The sequence below is a fragment of the Kitasatospora sp. NPDC058218 genome, from assembly GCF_042882445.1.
GTDB lineage: Bacteria > Actinomycetota > Actinomycetes > Streptomycetales > Streptomycetaceae > Kitasatospora.
The window spans coordinates 1-15,149 of record NZ_JBHVWC010000121.1; the positions used below are offsets into that span (position 1 = coordinate 1).

16 protein-coding genes and 3 pseudogenes are annotated in these 15,149 nt (G+C 71.6%); 10 read left to right on the forward strand and 9 right to left on the reverse strand.

From position 1 onward, the window contains the following. Nucleotides 1-10 precede the first annotated feature (10 nt). From ACFVYI_RS41395 to ACFVYI_RS41410, 4 genes and pseudogenes are all read right to left on the reverse strand, one after another. Nucleotides 11-259, reverse strand: coding sequence for a hypothetical protein (locus ACFVYI_RS41395; RefSeq protein ID WP_387895125.1), 249 nt, complete (start codon nt 257-259; stop codon nt 11-13). 74 nt (nt 260-333) lie between these two features. Then, nucleotides 334-893: pseudogene (locus tag ACFVYI_RS41400) on the reverse strand (replication-relaxation family protein); the annotation flags it as partial. A 183-nt stretch (nt 894-1,076) separates the two neighbouring features. Next, the gene (locus tag ACFVYI_RS41405; protein WP_387895100.1) at nt 1,077-1,571 is read right to left on the reverse strand and encodes an anthrone oxygenase family protein; all 495 of its coding nucleotides are present in this window, start codon (nt 1,569-1,571) and stop codon (nt 1,077-1,079) included. Nucleotides 1,572-1,609: 38 nt separating this feature from the next. Continuing rightward, a complete protein-coding gene (locus tag ACFVYI_RS41410; protein WP_387895102.1) occupies nt 1,610-2,260 on the reverse strand; it encodes a maleylpyruvate isomerase family mycothiol-dependent enzyme in 651 nt (216 codons plus the stop codon). 72 nt (nt 2,261-2,332) lie between these two features. On the opposite strand from ACFVYI_RS41410, the gene ACFVYI_RS41415 reads away from it, so the two are divergent. Continuing rightward, nucleotides 2,333-3,250 carry a LysR family transcriptional regulator gene (locus tag ACFVYI_RS41415; RefSeq protein WP_387895104.1) on the forward strand — a complete coding sequence of 306 codons (918 nt, stop codon included), beginning with the start codon at nt 2,333-2,335 and terminating at the stop codon, nt 3,248-3,250. Between the two features lie 197 nt (nt 3,251-3,447). On the opposite strand, the gene ACFVYI_RS41420 is transcribed toward ACFVYI_RS41415, so the two are convergent. After that, the gene (locus ACFVYI_RS41420; RefSeq protein ID WP_387895105.1) at nt 3,448-3,792 is read right to left on the reverse strand and encodes a hypothetical protein; all 345 of its coding nucleotides are present in this window, start codon (nt 3,790-3,792) and stop codon (nt 3,448-3,450) included. 71 nt (nt 3,793-3,863) lie between these two features. Here ACFVYI_RS41420 and ACFVYI_RS41425 point away from each other — a divergent pair, with 71 nt between their 5' ends. Continuing rightward, the gene (locus tag ACFVYI_RS41425; RefSeq protein ID WP_387895106.1) at nt 3,864-4,025 is read left to right on the forward strand and encodes a hypothetical protein; all 162 of its coding nucleotides are present in this window, start codon (nt 3,864-3,866) and stop codon (nt 4,023-4,025) included. 148 nt (nt 4,026-4,173) lie between these two features. Then, nucleotides 4,174-4,860, forward strand: coding sequence for an SMI1/KNR4 family protein (locus ACFVYI_RS41430; protein WP_387895108.1), 687 nt, complete (start codon nt 4,174-4,176; stop codon nt 4,858-4,860). Nucleotides 4,861-5,102: 242 nt separating this feature from the next. On the opposite strand, the gene ACFVYI_RS41435 is transcribed toward ACFVYI_RS41430, so the two are convergent. After that, nucleotides 5,103-6,059 (reverse strand): TetR/AcrR family transcriptional regulator C-terminal domain-containing protein, encoded by a 957-nt coding sequence (locus ACFVYI_RS41435; protein ID WP_387895109.1) that lies wholly within the window; start codon nt 6,057-6,059, stop codon nt 5,103-5,105. Between the two features lie 126 nt (nt 6,060-6,185). On the opposite strand from ACFVYI_RS41435, the pseudogene ACFVYI_RS41440 reads away from it, so the two are divergent. The 3 genes and pseudogenes from ACFVYI_RS41440 to ACFVYI_RS41450 form a co-directional block, all read left to right on the forward strand. Continuing rightward, nucleotides 6,186-6,542, forward strand: a pseudogene (locus tag ACFVYI_RS41440) (FAD-dependent monooxygenase); the annotation flags it as partial. Between the two features lie 106 nt (nt 6,543-6,648). Further along, nucleotides 6,649-7,383, forward strand: a complete 735-nt coding sequence (locus tag ACFVYI_RS41445) for a hypothetical protein (protein ID WP_387895119.1) — start codon at nt 6,649-6,651, stop codon at nt 7,381-7,383. A gap of 230 nt (nt 7,384-7,613) precedes the next feature. After that, complete coding sequence (locus ACFVYI_RS41450) at nt 7,614-8,111, forward strand: cupin domain-containing protein (protein ID WP_387895121.1); 498 nt, start codon at nt 7,614-7,616, stop codon at nt 8,109-8,111. A gap of 1,041 nt (nt 8,112-9,152) precedes the next feature. On the opposite strand, the gene ACFVYI_RS41455 is transcribed toward ACFVYI_RS41450, so the two are convergent. Further along, nucleotides 9,153-9,869 (reverse strand): hypothetical protein, encoded by a 717-nt coding sequence (locus ACFVYI_RS41455; protein WP_387895110.1) that lies wholly within the window; start codon nt 9,867-9,869, stop codon nt 9,153-9,155. Between the two features lie 686 nt (nt 9,870-10,555). On the opposite strand from ACFVYI_RS41455, the gene ACFVYI_RS41460 reads away from it, so the two are divergent. After that, nucleotides 10,556-10,972, forward strand: a complete 417-nt coding sequence (locus ACFVYI_RS41460; RefSeq protein WP_387895111.1) for a hypothetical protein — start codon at nt 10,556-10,558, stop codon at nt 10,970-10,972. Nucleotides 10,973-11,239: 267 nt separating this feature from the next. On the opposite strand, the gene ACFVYI_RS41465 is transcribed toward ACFVYI_RS41460, so the two are convergent. Beyond that, nucleotides 11,240-11,659 carry a hypothetical protein gene (locus ACFVYI_RS41465; protein WP_387895113.1) on the reverse strand — a complete coding sequence of 140 codons (420 nt, stop codon included), beginning with the start codon at nt 11,657-11,659 and terminating at the stop codon, nt 11,240-11,242. 161 nt (nt 11,660-11,820) lie between these two features. On the opposite strand from ACFVYI_RS41465, the gene ACFVYI_RS41470 reads away from it, so the two are divergent. Next, nucleotides 11,821-12,477 (forward strand): hypothetical protein, encoded by a 657-nt coding sequence (locus tag ACFVYI_RS41470; RefSeq protein ID WP_387895115.1) that lies wholly within the window; start codon nt 11,821-11,823, stop codon nt 12,475-12,477. A 926-nt stretch (nt 12,478-13,403) separates the two neighbouring features. On the opposite strand, the gene ACFVYI_RS41475 is transcribed toward ACFVYI_RS41470, so the two are convergent. Further along, complete coding sequence (locus tag ACFVYI_RS41475) at nt 13,404-14,375, reverse strand: SDR family NAD(P)-dependent oxidoreductase (RefSeq protein ID WP_387895117.1); 972 nt, start codon at nt 14,373-14,375, stop codon at nt 13,404-13,406. 55 nt (nt 14,376-14,430) lie between these two features. Between ACFVYI_RS41475 and ACFVYI_RS41480 the strand changes: the two are divergent. Then, nucleotides 14,431-14,715, forward strand: a pseudogene (locus tag ACFVYI_RS41480) (MerR family transcriptional regulator); the annotation flags it as partial. Nucleotides 14,716-14,769: 54 nt separating this feature from the next. After that, the coding region (locus ACFVYI_RS41485) for a transposase (protein WP_387895123.1) at nt 14,770-15,149 on the forward strand (380 nt) is incomplete at its 3' end.

A 15,149-nucleotide genomic window follows, 5' to 3' on the forward strand; every position in this document is an offset into this window, starting at 1 on the left:
AGCCACGTGATCATTCTGACCGTCCGGCGCCCATCAGCACAGCAACCGGACGGTGCATCAGAAACGAGGCGAACGTTGTCTGATGCGGCACTAGGTCTTCCAGCTTGGCGACGCCGGCCGGGACGGTGCGCAGCATCCTGGCGACGTGCGGGGTGCGGGCGGCGGTCTCCAGGTCGTTGGCTCGGTTGGCGAAGCCGGCCTGGCCGGTGCCGGTGAGGACGAACAGCAGTCGGGGGAGCGCGTGTACCGGCGTTCCCACAGTGGCACCCGGCCGCCCTGCTCGGCCTTGATGGTGCCCGAGCGCATCCCGGCCGGGAGCATCTTGGTCGACCAGTAGCGGGCGTAGGCGTTGAGCTTCGACGCCAGCCGCTCGGCGCCCATGGTGGCGCGGTCGACCTCGACGAACGCCCGCAGGCGCAGCGTGCCCTCCGGGTCGGTGACTCCGTAGTAGAGCAGCCCGTCGGGACGCACCGTCCCCTCCCGGCCTTCGGCGAAGCGGTGGGTGACCTCCGGAATGAAGTCGAACGGCCCGTACCCGTCCCCGCGGGCCCGGGCATCGTCCAGGAACGCCAGGTGCGTGCGCAGGACCGCGAGCTGGTGGTACAGCGTGAACTTGAGGCCTCCTTGTCGCCGGGCAGCCGGGGCGCGGGGATGTCCGCCAGTTCGGGGAACGCGGCCGCGATCCGGGCGCCGTTCTCGGTCAGGAACCAGCCCTTGGCCCGCGCGGACTGGGGCAGCACCAGCTCCTCGGCCAGGCCCCGCTCGCGCAGCTGCCGCAGCCGGCCCCGCATCTTCTCGATGCCGCTGTCCGGCGCGTGCAGGCGGCGCAGCTGCTCGGCGGTGGCGATCCGGAACTGGAACAGCGACGCCACCACCGCCCAGCTGATCTCCACCTCCCGCGTCTCGCTGTCCGGCTCCGCGCCCGTCCTCGCCCTCGTCCCTGGGATCTGGGAGCGTGAGGATGCTTTCTGTAGGACGTTTGTTGTGCGGTGCGTGGAGCCCGATCAGCTGTCCGGTTCCTGGCACCGAGCGAGCCCCGGTTCCGCCCTACGGGTAGCGCCGCGCTGGCCGCGAGATCAGGCTGGTTCCTGCGGCTTGTCTGCCGTCGGGGATGGAGTGGTCTCCCGTAGGGCGAGGATGGTGAGGAGGGCGAATGCCACCGCGGCGGCGAGGGTACGGGCGTCGTTGAACAGCTCCCAGCGGCGCAGGATGCCCGCATGGTCGGCCGGTGCTGCGGTGGCGGCCCACTGCTTGATAAGGCCGTTGATCGGGACGTTCCCGAACCGGGTGATCAGGAAGGACGCGACGGTCAGGAACCCCGCCGCAGTCGCGAGGATTCGCGGCCTGCCGCGCGTGAGGGCGGCCAGGGCGAGGGAGCTGAGAGCGGAGACCGCCATGGCACCCTGCACCGTGATCCCGTTCATCTTCATCAGCTCGGCATGGAAGTCGAGTCTCATCTCGAGTGGCACGGCGTTGAAGGTCGGGACGAGGTTCGCGGCGCCGTAGCCGAAGGTGCCGGCAAGCAGGCCGGTGGAGAACAGGGACAGTCCCTGGAGGAGTCGGGTGCGCATGAATGCCTCTCCCTTAGGGGCGCGAGCGGTGTCTGCGTTCAGACGGCGGTGAAGCGGCTTCTCGCCTCGCCCCGGAGCCGGCCGGGTGGAAGTCTGCGGCCGAAGGCGAGCAGGAGGAGGTCCTGGGCGGCGCCGTACACGGGAGAGCCTGATCCGTACGACCAGTCCAGATCCTCGGCACACAGCCGCACTCCGCCGACGTCGGCGCCGAAGAACCTCAGACCGCTGGGCCGGATCCCTTCGAGCAGCACCCGCAGTCGGTCCTCGGGGACACGCCGGTCCAGGCCGAGGGCGACCGTGATGTCCAGGCCGTGCACCACGTCGTGGCCGAGCGCGGCTTGGAGTCCACCGACCGGCGGAGTCCAGGGATGGTGGGCGTTCTCCCGCAGGAACGCGGCGAGTTCGACCGCGGAATGGGCAGCCGCGTCCCGGCGTGCGACACGGTCGGTCATGCGGTGCAGGCTTCCCCGGGCCTTGGCCAACTCGCCCATCGTCGCGGGCAGGGAGAGGCGGAACCCCATCGACATGTGGGCTGTGACCTCACGGACCCGCCATCCCGCGCAGAGACTCGGCTCGTCCCACTGGGCGGGCCTCAGACGGTCGAGCAGATCGGCCAGATCCTGGCGTTCCGCCGCGATCAAGGCCCTGACCTCGGCGTTCGTGCGCCTTCGAGGTATCGCATTCTCCATGTGATCAACTCTGCGGTCCGGCCGAACCGCATGTCCAATAGATGGATGTGCTGCGATCTAGAATCAACAGTTATGGAGCTTCGCCAGCTGCGCTACCTCGTCACTGTCGTCGAGGAGGGCGGCTTCACCCGTGCCGCTGCCCGACTGCACCTGGCCCAGCCGGGGCTCAGCGCCCAGATCCGCCAGCTCGAGAAGGAGTTGGGGCAGACCCTGCTCGAGCGGTCCAGCCGGTCGGTGACGCCGACCGAGGTGGGCCGGGCCGTCCTGCCCTATGCGCGAGCGGCGTTGGCGGCCGTGGACGCGGTGCGGCACGCGGTGGACGAGCACGCCGGACTGCTGCGCGGCCGGGTCACGCTCGGACTGGTCCCCGGCGCCACCGGGCACGCCTTCGACGTCGCCTCATTCCTCGCGGACTTCCACGACGCCCACCCCGGCCTGGAGATCGCACTGACCGAGGACGCCTCGGATCGGATGCAGGCCGCGCTCCTGGCGGGTGAGATCGACATCGCTCTCCTCGGACCCCCTGGCGAAGAACCTCCGCCCGGCCTGTCCTACCGGACGGTCATCGACGCTCCGCTCGGCGTCGCCGTCGCAGTCGGCGATCCGCTCCTCGCCGACGCCGACCGCACCGATGTCCCCCTGACGGATCTGCGGGACCGCCCGCTGATCTGCCTGCCGCAGGGCACCGGAGTCCGGGCAGCGCTCGAACGCGCCTGCGCGCAGGCCGGGTTCGGGCCCCGGGTCGCCTTCGAGGCGGCTGCCCCCCATGTGCTCGCCCAACTCGCCGTCCGGGGCCTGGGTGTCGCCGTCATGCCCATCGACGAGGAGACGCCGGGCATGGCCGTCCCCCTGCACACCCTGCCGATCGTCCAGCCCCGGATCCGTGCCCGCATCGTCCTCGCCTGGCCGGCAGCCGGGCCCGCAAGCCCGGCGGCCCGGGCGCTCCTCAACCGGCTGCACGACGCCCTGCCGAAGGCACCCACGCCGTAGGGCAGGACGTCTCTTCCGGATCTTGCCTGCCCCGTACGTCCGGCGGAATCCGAATGAGACGACTTCCCCGACACGCCGAAGGGGCGCTCTCAGAACTCGCCGACATTTCCGGTGCCCGTAACGAGCAGGTGCTCTCCGCACTCAGCGACAAGCGTTCTCCGTTCTCGCCTACGTTGCCGGACACCTTGATGACCGGGTCAGGCGCCCTGCAGAAGCGCGGGCTGGACGCTCAGCACGTGCTCAGCCGGCCGCTGCCGCTCGTACAGGGCGATGGCCTCCTCGAACCTCCCGGTCGCGAAGCACTCACGCACCCGCTCCCCGGCCTCGGTGCTGTCGGTGCTGAGACAGTCCAGCTCCGCGCCGGCCTCCAACGCGTCCGCCTCGGTGCGGTAGACCCGCACGGTGAGCGCCTGGACGCCCCGGGCACCGCGGTGGGCCAGCGTCCACACGCCCGGCCATGTCAGATCGCCCTCGTGGCCGGGGAGCCGGTCGACCGCGGGGCAGATGGTCACGTCCTGGACGAAGCCGCTGTCGCTCGTCATGACCTCACCGCTGGCAGAGCAGCCCCGCCGACCCATCGGCGCCAGTCACACCGGCCACCCGGGGGGCCTACGTGCGGAACACACCTGTGCTCGCGGTGGAACAGATCCTGCCGCCCGCGGCCGTCGAGCTGACCCTGCGCAATCCCGTACCGGGCAAGGACCCGCTGCGCGTTCGCCTGGACCCCGCCACCACGGGCCCCTGGACTGCCCACCCGACGGCCGAAACCGGATGATCAGCCGCTACCCGCTTTCCCTACGGGCGGCACAACGGGGGAGTGGGTGGCCAGCGAGGCCTGGGGCGCATCGAGAGGCTCGGCGATGACCGTACTCGCCCCGGAGGCAGTCGTCCGGATTGTCGGGCACGCCTCGTAGGCTCAGCCCATGAGTGGTCAGACCTGGGTTGGCGTTCGGGAGCGTGTGCTCGCGCTGGGAGTGAGTCCGGCCGGTGCCGGTGTGTTCGGTTCTCGGGGGCACCGGTTCGCCTTGGACGAGCCGCTGACCTCGGCCGAAGTGGCTGACCTCGAAGCCCAGATAGGTGCTGTCCTGCCCGAGGAGTACCGCGAGTTCCTCCTCCAGGTCGGAGCTGGCGGCGCCGGTCCAGCGTATGGCGTCTTCCCCGTCCGGCGGATCCAGGGCCGCTGGCGTTGGGAGGGGGATGGCGCCGACCTCGCGGACCTGTCCAGGCTGGGCGAACCCTTCCCCCAGCAGGGCCCGGACCAGGAGCACGTGAGGTCACTTCTGGAAGAACGGCCGGAGGAGGAGGACTTCGAGGAGATCGAAGACTTCGACGACGCCATCGAGTCCTGGGACGAGCGATGGGAACCCGTGATGTTCGCACCGGATCGTACGGTCGGCGCCGTCGTGATCTCGCACCTGGGCTGCGCCGCCCGCCAGTGGCTGATCATCAGCGGTCCCGAGCAGGGGCGGATCTGGTCCGACAACCGGGTGGACGACGAGGACCTCACTCTGCTGCTGGACGAGCGCGGCGAGCCGACGACCTTTGCTCGGTGGTATCTGACGTGGCTCGATGAGAGCGAACGTCAACAGCAGCAGGCCAGCCCTTCATAGCGTCTGCTTGCCGAACGATCGCCAGCCGCCAGATACCTCGCCGATTCAGCGACAGTTGTCATGCTGACCCGCCCGGAGAACCGCACGTCGAGTAGCGCGGTTAGCGACAAGTAGCGTGCTGGGTCACAAGTCGGCGGGACCTGTTCATGCGGGTTGGCGGCCCCGGGTGTCAGCGGTCAGTTAGTTTCCCCCTGTGGGCGGCCACCTGGTGGGAAATCACTTGGCCACGCACTCGGCTACGGTCAGTGACGGCCGCCATCTTCCGCCACAGCCGCGATCAGGGCCGCCAGGCCGTCGAGGTGGCGGTCGAGCCCGAAGGTGAAGAGGGATTCGCCGGACAGGTCCAGGCCGGGGTCGGCGCGGGCAGCGGTGAACGCCGGGAACGTGCCGTCCGACAGCAGCGCGGCCATCCGGGATTCCTGGACTTGCATCCACTGGTCGCCGTTGACGCCGCTGGCCCGAGCCGCTTCGTGCTCCACCGCGAGGTCGACCGCGCAGCCCCGGACGAAGGCGAAGAGTGAGACCGCCGCGTGCATCCGGGTGTCGGCGTCGAGGCCGAGGCCCTCCAGGGCCGCCAGAGCCCACTCGACATGGCGCATGCCGTTCGGGGTGAGTAGCGGGCGGGCGAGGTTCATGGCGGCCGCGAGCCAGGGGTGGTCCTGGTAGAGCCGCCACTGTGCCCGGGCGGAGAGCTCCAGGCGGGTCCGCCAGTCGGCCGGGGCCGGGGTGGGCAGGGGTGCCTGTGCGTAGGCGGCGTCGACCATCAGCGCGAGGAGCTGGTCCCGGTTCTGCACGTGCCGGTACAGCGACATCGCCGAGGTGCCGAGTTCGGCGGCCAGCCGCCGCATGGTGAGCGCGGCCGCGCCCTCCGCGTCGGCGATCGCGATGCCCGCCCGTACCAGGCGCCGGCGCCCGTCCGACTCCTCCGAGCTCCCGTCGGCCGCCCGGCCCGCCGCCGGTCGGGCCGTCCGTGACGTGCGGGGGACGGCGCAGACCACGGTGCCCACCCCGGGCACGGCCCGGGTCAGACCCTCCTGCCGCAGGACGGCCAGGGCCTTGGTCGCCGTGGCCATGGCGACCCCCCACCGCTGGGTGAGCGCCCGGGTGGAGGGCACCCGGTCCCCCGGGCGCAGCTCGCCGGTCTCGATGCGGTGCCGCAGTTCGGCGGCGATCCTCGCGTATGGCGGCTCTGCGGACATGAGGCACTCCTTGGTGTACTAGTACGCGAACCCTAGCGCACTAGGGCTCCTTCCTCGATTTCGCACTTCACAGGGGGAATCTGTCGCCCATACGTTGTACGCATCGACCTGAGAGAGGAACCCGAGATGACCACCACCACCCGTACCGTCCTGATCTCCGGCGCCAGCGTGGCCGGCCCCGCCCTCGCCTACTGGCTGCGCCGTCACGGCTTCGCCCCCACCGTGGTGGAGCGCGCCGACGCGGTGCGGGAGGGCGGCTACGCGGTGGACTTCCGTGGAGAGGCGCTGGACGTGTTGGGCCGGATGGGCCTGCTGGAGCGCATCCGCGAACTGGACACCGCGATGGGCGACGCGGCGATGGTGGACGCCGAGGGGCGCCAGTACGCGACCCTGCCCGCCGTGATCTTCGCGGGCGACCTGGAGGTCCTCAAGGGCGATCTGACCAGGATGCTGTACGAGGCCACCCGCGACGACGTCGAGTACGTCTTCGGGGACTCCATCGCGAGCCTGACCGAGGACGAGCACGGCGTCGAGGTCACCTTCGAGCGCGGCGCCCCCCCGCTTCGACCTGGTCGTCGGCGCCGACGGTCTGCACTCCCGGACCCGGGCGCTCACCTTCGGCCCCGAGGAGCAGTTCGTCCGCCACCTCGGCATCTACACCGCCATCTTCAGCCTGGACAACTACCTCGGCCTGAAGAACACCGGCCGGCTCTACGCCGCCCCGGGCAAGGCCGCCAACATCTTCACCGCCCGCGCCAACACCGGGGCCCGCGCCGCCTTCCACCTCGCCGCCGAGCACCTGGAGTACGACCGCCACGACCGCGCCGGGCAGCAGCGCATCATCGCCGAACGCTTCGCCGACGACGGCTGGGAGATCCCGCGCCTGCTCGACGAGATGGCGCAGGCACCGGACTTCTTCTTCGACGCCAACGCCCAGGTGGAGATGGACACCTGGTCCAAGGGGCGCATCGTGCTCCTCGGCGACGCCGGCTACTGCGCCGGCCCGACCTCCGGCCGCGGCACCTCGCAGGCCCTGATCGGCGCCTACATCCTGGCCGGCGAACTCGCCGCCTCCGGAGGCGACCACACCACGGCCTTCGCCGCGTACGAGCGCGAGATGCGCGGCTACGTGACGGAACACCAGACCCTCGGCCGCGAGGGCGCGGAGCGGTTCTTCATGCCCGCCCCCACCCAGGAGATCCTGGACATGCTGGCCGCCCAGGCACCCGAGAACACCCGCACCACCCCGATCCGGCTGCGCGACTACGCCGCACCGTCCTCGCACGAGCCGACGGCGGTCGCCGCAGCCGTGGGCGCCGCGTGACGAGGGGCCCGCGGGGTCTTGAGATCCGCCCCCCCGGTCGCCGACCCGTTCCAGGCCGCCGCCGCGTGACAAGGCCGCCGAAGAAGGCCCGGGCCCCGCCCACGCCGCACAACCGACCCGTGAACGCTGTACAGGAATGCGCCCCTTCATGGGTCTTCACCCGTCAAGAGTTGTGGACACAAGGCCGGAACCGAATACCGGAACGGCTACTGACCAGGAGATACACCACCATGAGCACCAACACGCCCAAGCCCGTCCTGACCCGCGCCGCCGAGGCCGAGACCACCAGTGACCCGAGCAGCACGATGACCCTCCTCGCCGACTGCGGCACCGCCGACAGCCCGGTCACCAGCTACCGCTCCACCTTCACCGAGGGAGCGGTCGGCGCCCCGGCCCACTTCCACACCCGGGCCTCGGAGCTGTTCTTCGTCATCGGCGGCGCGCTGCGGGTGCTGGTGGACGACGGGGTGACGACGCTGCACGAGGGCGACTTCCTGCTCGTCCCCCCGCACACCCCCCACGCCTTCGCCGCGGCCCCCGGCTCAACGGCCGACGTGCTGTTCACCTTCACGCCCGGCATGCCGCGCTTCGACTACCTGCGCCTGCTCGGCCGGGTCATGCGCGGCGAGGCGAGCCCGCAGGAGATCAAGGACTCCTCCGAGCTGTACGACAACCACTACGTCGACAGCCCGCTCTGGCGTGCCGCCCTGGAGACGGCCGCCGAGTAGGCCCCGCTCCGTTAAGGGGATGCGAATTCCGGTGCTTCCCGCCCGCTTGCAGGCTGCATCAGGTTGGGGGCGGGCGGGTGCAGCACCACGGTCGGCCGCCAGCGGGCTGGTCTTCCGTCGGCCCGCCAGCCGGACCACCACACCGGCATGCCAGCGCCGAGCAGCCGCCCCGGCTCCCCAACCGCGGGGGGCCGGGCCGAAACTGTGCCACAGTGGCACACTTTCCAATGCTCGTGAGCGACACCGAGCTGGGCATAGATCACGCGGCAGCACCGGCGCGAAGGGGGACCCCGACATGGGGGTGAAGGAAGCAGCCCGGCAGATCCTGAAGATTCTGCTGGGCCAGGACTCCCACCACGATCCGTACCTGGAACTGCTGCGCCTGGGCGCAGCAAGCAAGGAGATCGAGTCCGAGATCGTGGTCACAGCGCACCCCGTACCGCTCCGGCGCCCGCCCCGGCTGGCCCTGCCACGCCCACCCCCGCCCAGAGGCCCAAAGCCGCCTCGACGCCCTCCTCCAACCAGGCCCCGACACCACCTGGCCCAGCACCGCCCAACTGCCCCGGGTCCCGGTACCCACCACCACCCGGGCCCGTCCGACCCGCGCACGCTGCCTCGCCGCGAAGGGGTCGTCCTGGTCCTGGTGCCCACGATCGGGCTGCTGGAGCAGGCCGCCGAGTCGTCGTGCGTCGTACCCACAGCACCGGGCGCCCTACCAGCCCCTACCACCCTCGGAAGCCCGCATGAGCCTCGCCGCCGCTCCCGAACTCGCACCCGACCACCGGGAAACGACTCATCGCCCTGCTGGAAGCGACCTCCCCGGCGACCCGCGCCCGGATTGAGGAGAACGTCGACAGCGGCAAGCGCCGCGAGCCGGACCGCCGCCACATCCACCTGCGCGACGTCACCGACAACGACACCCAGGCCCGCGGTCTACTGCTCCGGTTCCAGAGCTGCGCCCGACCAGCGGGAGACGTGTAGCCCGGATGAGCACACGATCGCCAGTTGGCGGCCGACGAGCCAGAACGGCATCTGATCTGTCTACCGGGACGGGTACGTCTTGACGCTGACTGCCCGGCCGGCTCCGCGTTCGCGGATCAGGGCCGCGGTGGACGCCGGGACCGGAACCACCAGGTCTTCCCGGGGCGGCACCACGGCGAGCCCACCGATCGGGGTCCGGTGCACGACCTGCTGCGAGGCCCCCGGTGGCGGCGAGTCGTAGACCAGGTGCACCACGCGCAGCGAGACCGGCACCGGGTGCGGGTTGTGCAGGACGACCGCGTCGAACGGCGCGAAGCGGCTGACCGCCGCGCCGCCGCGGGTCGGCTTCGCATCGATGTAGTCGGCCGGGCTGGCGGCGGGCAGCGCCGCCAGCTCCTTGACAGTGACCCGGACGTCAGCCACCTGCTCCGCGCCCGGGCCTGAGAAGTTCAGCACGTCGAAGCCAGTACCCGGACACAGCACCAGCTCGCCCCGGTCGCTGCCGTATGCCGTTTCGACCCTCACCTCGCGCAGGACAAGCCCGTCGCCGCGCACGGGAGTGAACGTGAGGACCGGCGCGACGTCGACGGTGTTCGGGTTGGTGATGTGCAGCATTTGGTCGATGTGGTTGGAGCCACCGCGCGCCCGGTACGTGAATGTCGGTTGCGTCACGGCCGGCCGCGCCGGTTCCTTGGTCCGCGCGCGGTGAGCCCGGGTGGCGATGGCGGTGATGAAGGCGGCGCTGGTGAGCAGGCTTATCAGCTGATGGGAAGGCACGGGAGGAGTCTAGTAGTCGCCGTTTCACCGGCTGGTTCTTGTCGTCGGGGTCCGCTGACGGTCAGGAAGGACGCCGGGCCGTTCGTCCTGGCGGGGCGTCAGCAAGCACCGGGCATGAGACACATCTACGTGTCTGGAGAACCGTCCCATCTCACCTCGGCGCACCAGCCGGGCGCCCCGGACGGCAGCGGGCCGGCTGCCGCGAGCATCGGTTCGATGTGCGGCAGCCTGGTCTGGGCGGTGCCTCGGGGCGCCGTACACCCCAGGATGAGCCGCCCGGCACCGCCAGTCCCCGCTACCGCGCCGAGGACCTCGTCGAGGAGATCGCCCGGCCTGAGCGCCGCCTACTCATCGTGGCCGTGGGCAAGGAGGCCTACCTCGTACGGCGACTCGACCCGCCGGCACCGGGGCGGCCGGGCCCCGAGCCCCGGGAGAACGCGTGGGCGCATGCCGGGTGCGAGGCGGCCACCCGGTCGGTCGCCGCGATGATCGTCTTTCAGCGCGGTGAACGGGCTGGCTGAAGGCCCGGGTAGCGAGGGCGGGGACCGTCGTCGTCGGGGTTCTGTCGAGCGGGTGGCGAGCCGCTCGACATGCACAGTCATGCCGCACGTTCGGGAGGCTACGCGATCGGGGGTTCTTCGCCCGTTCTCGCCTTGCCGCACCGGCCGGGTTGAGAGCATCGGTGCGTGCCTGCCGACCCGACTTCCTCCGCCCGCCGGCGCCTCGGCGAAACCGCTCGTGAGTACGGCAGCCTGGTGGGCGCCGGCCTGGTGATCTGGTGCGACACCGTGGCCGATCCCGAGAGCGCGGACGTGGTGACGGCCGCCCTCGGGCTGCTGGAGGTCCCGCACCAGCTGGTGCGGGTGGCCAGGCCACCACGGCGGCCAGGCCACCCGCCACGGCCTGGCAGCGAGGCGCGCATCCCGCAGGGGCAGGCGCTGGAGACGTTGAAGCGCCAGGCGCCGTCGCTGCTGCGGCTGGTCTCCCGCGGCCGCCCGGTGGACTCGGAGTTCGATCTGGCGGTGTGGGATCTGGATGAGGTCGGCGCCGTGGTGCCCGCCGGGGCGGCTGGCCGCGCTGGCAGGCGGTCGAGATGGGACTGACCAGCCGCAGGTGTCCCGCGGACCTGCGCGCGCAGGCGCCGGACGACTTCCGCCGGGCGTTCCGGGGGCCCGGCGGCGCCCTGGGGTGGCCGCTGCGGCTGCTGTGTGCGGGGTGCCGGTGGGACGTGGTCCCGGACCCCGAGCTCCGAGCCCCACGTGGCGACCGCTGATCGTCCATGCCACGTGCATGCCACTGCTGCCCACGCCACCTTGGGACTTTGGGGGATCAGGACGCTTCCGGGGTCGGCCGGTCGGCAGTTGTCCGGATTAGCGGACGTGGTTGATGAAGACGCGGGATCCGTCGTGGAATTCAACCGTTGCCCCGTGCCCGACGGCCGGGGGGCGAGGCAGGTCGGAGTAGAGCTCGACCGCGGAGATCTCGCCCGGGTCGGTGGTGAGGAGCGCGGCGACGAGTGCCCGTTCGACCGCGGCCAGGTTGTCGGTCGGGGCGGGTGCCTCCAGCGCGGTCGGCTTGGCTCCGAGAATCGGCTCGGGCTCGGGCTCGGACCACCTGCTGCCGGGGGCGCCGAGTCCGACCACCTGCCACAGGGAGGTCCGTCCGCCGGCCTCGACGGCGATGCCGTACGGATGGCGGCTGTGGCCGGTGGCGGTGAACGTCTTCGCCGCCACACCGGGCAGGCCGGCCGCCGCGTCGAGGAGCAGCTGCTGGAAACGGGCAGGGCGCATGGGTGACCTCGGGGAGCGGGGGTGATTCACCGTAGCCGGATACGCCCTGGTGGCCAGCCGCGCCACATTGGGCCATCGGGCTGATGTCGATGCGGGGTGCCGGTTCACGGCAGCGTTGGCTGACGTTTGATCACTCGAACAAGCAATCGAATAGTGAGTGTATGACCTCCGCCGTGCCGTTCTCCAACCCCGTCCGCTCGCCCGAGCGGCCGGGCGATGCCTCGCGGGCACCGCAGGAGCTGATGTCCCTGCCCGGCGCGTCTCGGGACGTGCGGCGCTGGCATCTGGTGGAGATCCGCCTCGGCGGCCGGTGGTGCCCAGGCATGCTCACCGTGTGGCGCCGCCCGCCCGGGAGCGCGGTGTGGGTCGTCCACGTCACCTGGGGACCGGAGAGCACCGGCGAGTGGGGATGGTTCCTGTTCGACAGAGACCGGATCCGCCCACTGCCCGAACCCGCAGACCCGGCCCCGGCCGCCGCCCCCTACCTGGGCACGTGGCGGGACGCGGCACGGGTGCCGCCCGAGCTCGCCGGCCCGGCCGGCACTGGCCCGACAGAGCGGTGCTGGCGCCTGGCCTGGCTGCGCGCCGAGGGCAGCTGGCGGTCGGTCCTGGTCACCGCCCGCCGGCGCCCGGCACCGCAGATGCCATGGATCGCGCAGGTCCGTTGGGGCGAGGACAAGGCGGCCGCCTGGGTGATCGCCGACGGCATCGCCCTGTGTCCGCTGCCACGGTCCGAGCCGGCGGCCGACGTCGAGGCGGACACGCTCACAGCGCCCGTCGCGTCGCCGGCCCCGGCCACCCCGGGGGAGCTCGCATGAACCTGGCCCCTGCCCCTGCCCGCGTCCCTGCCTCCGGTCCCGATCTCGCTGCCGAGCGCCGGGGCCGGCTCGCCGACCTGCTGGACGCGACGTCCCCGGAGACCCGCGCCCGCCAGGCCCGGGCCACCGTCCTGCCGGTCCTGGAACCGCTGCGCCCGCTGCTTCCGCACGGTGGCCTGGCCAAGGGCATCGTCACCGAGGCCGCCGACATGAGCCTGCACCTGGCCCTCGCCGCCGGGCCGGCGACCGCGGACCGTTACGCCTGGACCGCCACCGTCGGCCTCCCCGACCTCGAGCTCGCCGCGGCCGCCGGCTACGGCCTTGACCTCCACGCCTGGTCGTCGCCGATCACCCCGGCGATCACTACGCGGAGGTGGTCACCGCGCTCGCCGCCGCCTGCCCCGTCGTTCTCGCTGCCAGCCCCATTGGGCTGGCGGCGCGCGCAGTCGAACGCCTCGCCGCGCAGCTGCGCCGCAGCGGCACCGTCCTCCTCACCCCCGGACCTGGCCTGGTGCCCAACTACGCCTGGAGGTGGGCGATCGGTGGTGGTCCGGCCTGGGGGAGGGGCACGGGCAGCTGACCGGCCGGCGGGCGCGGGTGACGGTGTCCGGCCGGGGGGCGGCTGCACGTCCACGTGGGGCGGAGCTGTGGCTGCCGGACGGGACTGGCGCGGTCAGCGCGGTGGAGGAGAGCGTCGGCGTCGAGGGACGGTCGGAGGACTCGGCGGTCGCCGCCCTGGCGTAGTCGGCGGCGCCGGTGCGGTTGCCGTGCCCGCCGCCGAGGGAGTTGCGGCAGGGGAAGCAGAGCCGCTCACCCCGCTGCTCCCACACGGCGGCTTGGCCAAGGGCACGCTCACCGAGGCCACCGCATTGAGCCTGCTCCCGGCCCTCGCCGCTGGGCCCGCCACCGCGGCGCGGAGCGCGGGTTCATGGGGTGATCGGCGTGGCGCCGGTCGCGGCAAGAGACAGGTCCCAGAGTCGGGCCGCCTCGTCGGGATCGATGGCGTACGCGCGGACGCCGCCGTCATCCATGGGGGTGTCGGGGGCGCAGACGCGGGCGACGTCGCAGTCCTCCAGGTAGAGGCCGCCGCGGCCGTCGAGGAGCCGGGAGGTGGCGGCCCACAGGCCGGTGGCGGCCCCCTGGGAGGGGGTCTTGAAGTCGGCGCCGACGACGTTGCCGTGCTCGTCGACCCAGCCGCGGTCGATCTGCTGCCGGAGCGTCATCTCCCGCTGGAGCCCGGTGATGATCTTGCCGGGGTGGAGAGCGAACGCCCGGACGCCGTCGTCCCGCCCGAGGGCGTCGAGGTGGACGGCGAACAGGGCGTTGGCGGTCTTGGCCTGACCATAGGCCAGCCACCTGTCGTAGCCGGTACGGAAATGCGGATCGCGCCAGCGGATGCCGGTCAGGGCGTGGCCGGCCGAGCTGTTGACGACGACGCGCGCGCCGTCCGCGGCGGCCAGGAGCGGGTAGAGCTCGCAGGCGAGGGCAAAGTGCCCGAAGTGATTGGCGGTGAGCTGGCCTTCCCAGCCGGGCCCGACGCGCCGCTCCGGGGTGGCCATGACTCCGGCGACGGCCATCAACAGGTCGAGACGGCCAAGACGGTCGCCGATGTACGCGGAGGCCGAGCGGACACTGTCGATGTCGGCCAGGTCCATCGGGACGACCTCGCAGTTCTTCACCTCCTTCAGAGCCGCACGAGCAACGTCGGGGCGGCGGGCGGGAACGATGACCCGGGTTCCGGCGGCCGCCAGAGCCCGGGTGGTCTCCAGCCCAAGCCCGGAGTAACCCCCGGTCACCACGGCCGTCCTTCCGGAGAGATCGACGCCGGCCACGATGTCCTCGGCGGTGGTGGACGCGGAGCAGGGCGAGCCGAGCGGCTGCTGATCAGTAACGGTCATGCCGCCGACGCTACGATCTAGAGCGAGGTCTAGATCAAATCCAGGAGTGAGCGGCATGACGACCGCCGAAGCCGCCGTGCCGTCCCTGAGCATCGGCGAGGTAGCCGAGCGAACCGGACTGAGCGTGCACGCCCTGCGCTTCTACGAGCGCGAGGGCCTGCTCGTCGCGCCGGTCCACCGCACGTCGGGCGGCCGACGGCGCTACGCCTCCTTCGATGTCGAATGGCTGTTGATCTGCGTCAAGCTCCGCGAGTCCGGCATGCCGCTCACCGACCTCAAGCACTTCGCCGAACTCGTACGCCGCGGACCGGGCAACGAGGCGCAACGCCTGCGACTACTAGTACTGCAACGGTGCTTACCGTGACTGCTGTTGGGTTTGCTCGTTGGGCTGTTCATGGGTGGGGACATATCTGAGGTCGATGCTCGTCGCTGGTCGGACGGGTTGGCCGGGTTGCATGAGCGGTTTGGGCACCGGTTCGCGCGGAGCGAGTCGCGGGAGTCGGCTCTGGCGTACATGCGGGGCTTGTTGGCGCCGTTGGAGCGCAAGAACGGCTGGACGGTGGCTGAGGAGGCCGGTCACAGCGGTCCGGACCGGATCCAGCGACTGCTGAACCGGATCGACTGGGACGCGGAGGCGGTGCTCGACGACGTGCGCGCCTACGTCGTCGAGCACCTGTCGGATCCCGGTGGCGTGCTGATCGTGGACGACACCGGCTTCCTGAAGAAGGGCGTGCGGTCGGCCGGTGTCCAGCGGCAATACTCGGGCACCGCGGG

Excerpts from the sequence above, each read along its gene's own strand:
- ACFVYI_RS41405 (WP_387895100.1), bottom strand. The coding sequence starts at position 1,571 with ATGCGCACCCGACTCCTCCAGGGACTGTCCCTGTTCTCCACCGGCCTG.
- ACFVYI_RS41410 (WP_387895102.1), bottom strand. The coding sequence starts at position 2,260 with ATGGAGAATGCGATACCTCGAAGGCGCACGAACGCCGAGGTCAGGGCC.
- ACFVYI_RS41415 (WP_387895104.1), top strand. The coding sequence starts at position 2,333 with ATGGAGCTTCGCCAGCTGCGCTACCTCGTCACTGTCGTCGAGGAGGGC.
- ACFVYI_RS41420 (WP_387895105.1), bottom strand. The coding sequence starts at position 3,792 with ATGACGAGCGACAGCGGCTTCGTCCAGGACGTGACCATCTGCCCCGCG.
- ACFVYI_RS41430 (WP_387895108.1), top strand. The coding sequence starts at position 4,174 with ATGAGTGGTCAGACCTGGGTTGGCGTTCGGGAGCGTGTGCTCGCGCTG.
- ACFVYI_RS41435 (WP_387895109.1), bottom strand. The coding sequence starts at position 6,059 with ATGTCCGCAGAGCCGCCATACGCGAGGATCGCCGCCGAACTGCGGCAC.
- ACFVYI_RS41450 (WP_387895121.1), top strand. The coding sequence starts at position 7,614 with ATGAGCACCAACACGCCCAAGCCCGTCCTGACCCGCGCCGCCGAGGCC.
- ACFVYI_RS41465 (WP_387895113.1), bottom strand. The coding sequence starts at position 11,659 with ATGCGCCCTGCCCGTTTCCAGCAGCTGCTCCTCGACGCGGCGGCCGGC.
- ACFVYI_RS41470 (WP_387895115.1), top strand. The coding sequence starts at position 11,821 with ATGACCTCCGCCGTGCCGTTCTCCAACCCCGTCCGCTCGCCCGAGCGG.
- ACFVYI_RS41475 (WP_387895117.1), bottom strand. The coding sequence starts at position 14,375 with ATGACCGTTACTGATCAGCAGCCGCTCGGCTCGCCCTGCTCCGCGTCC.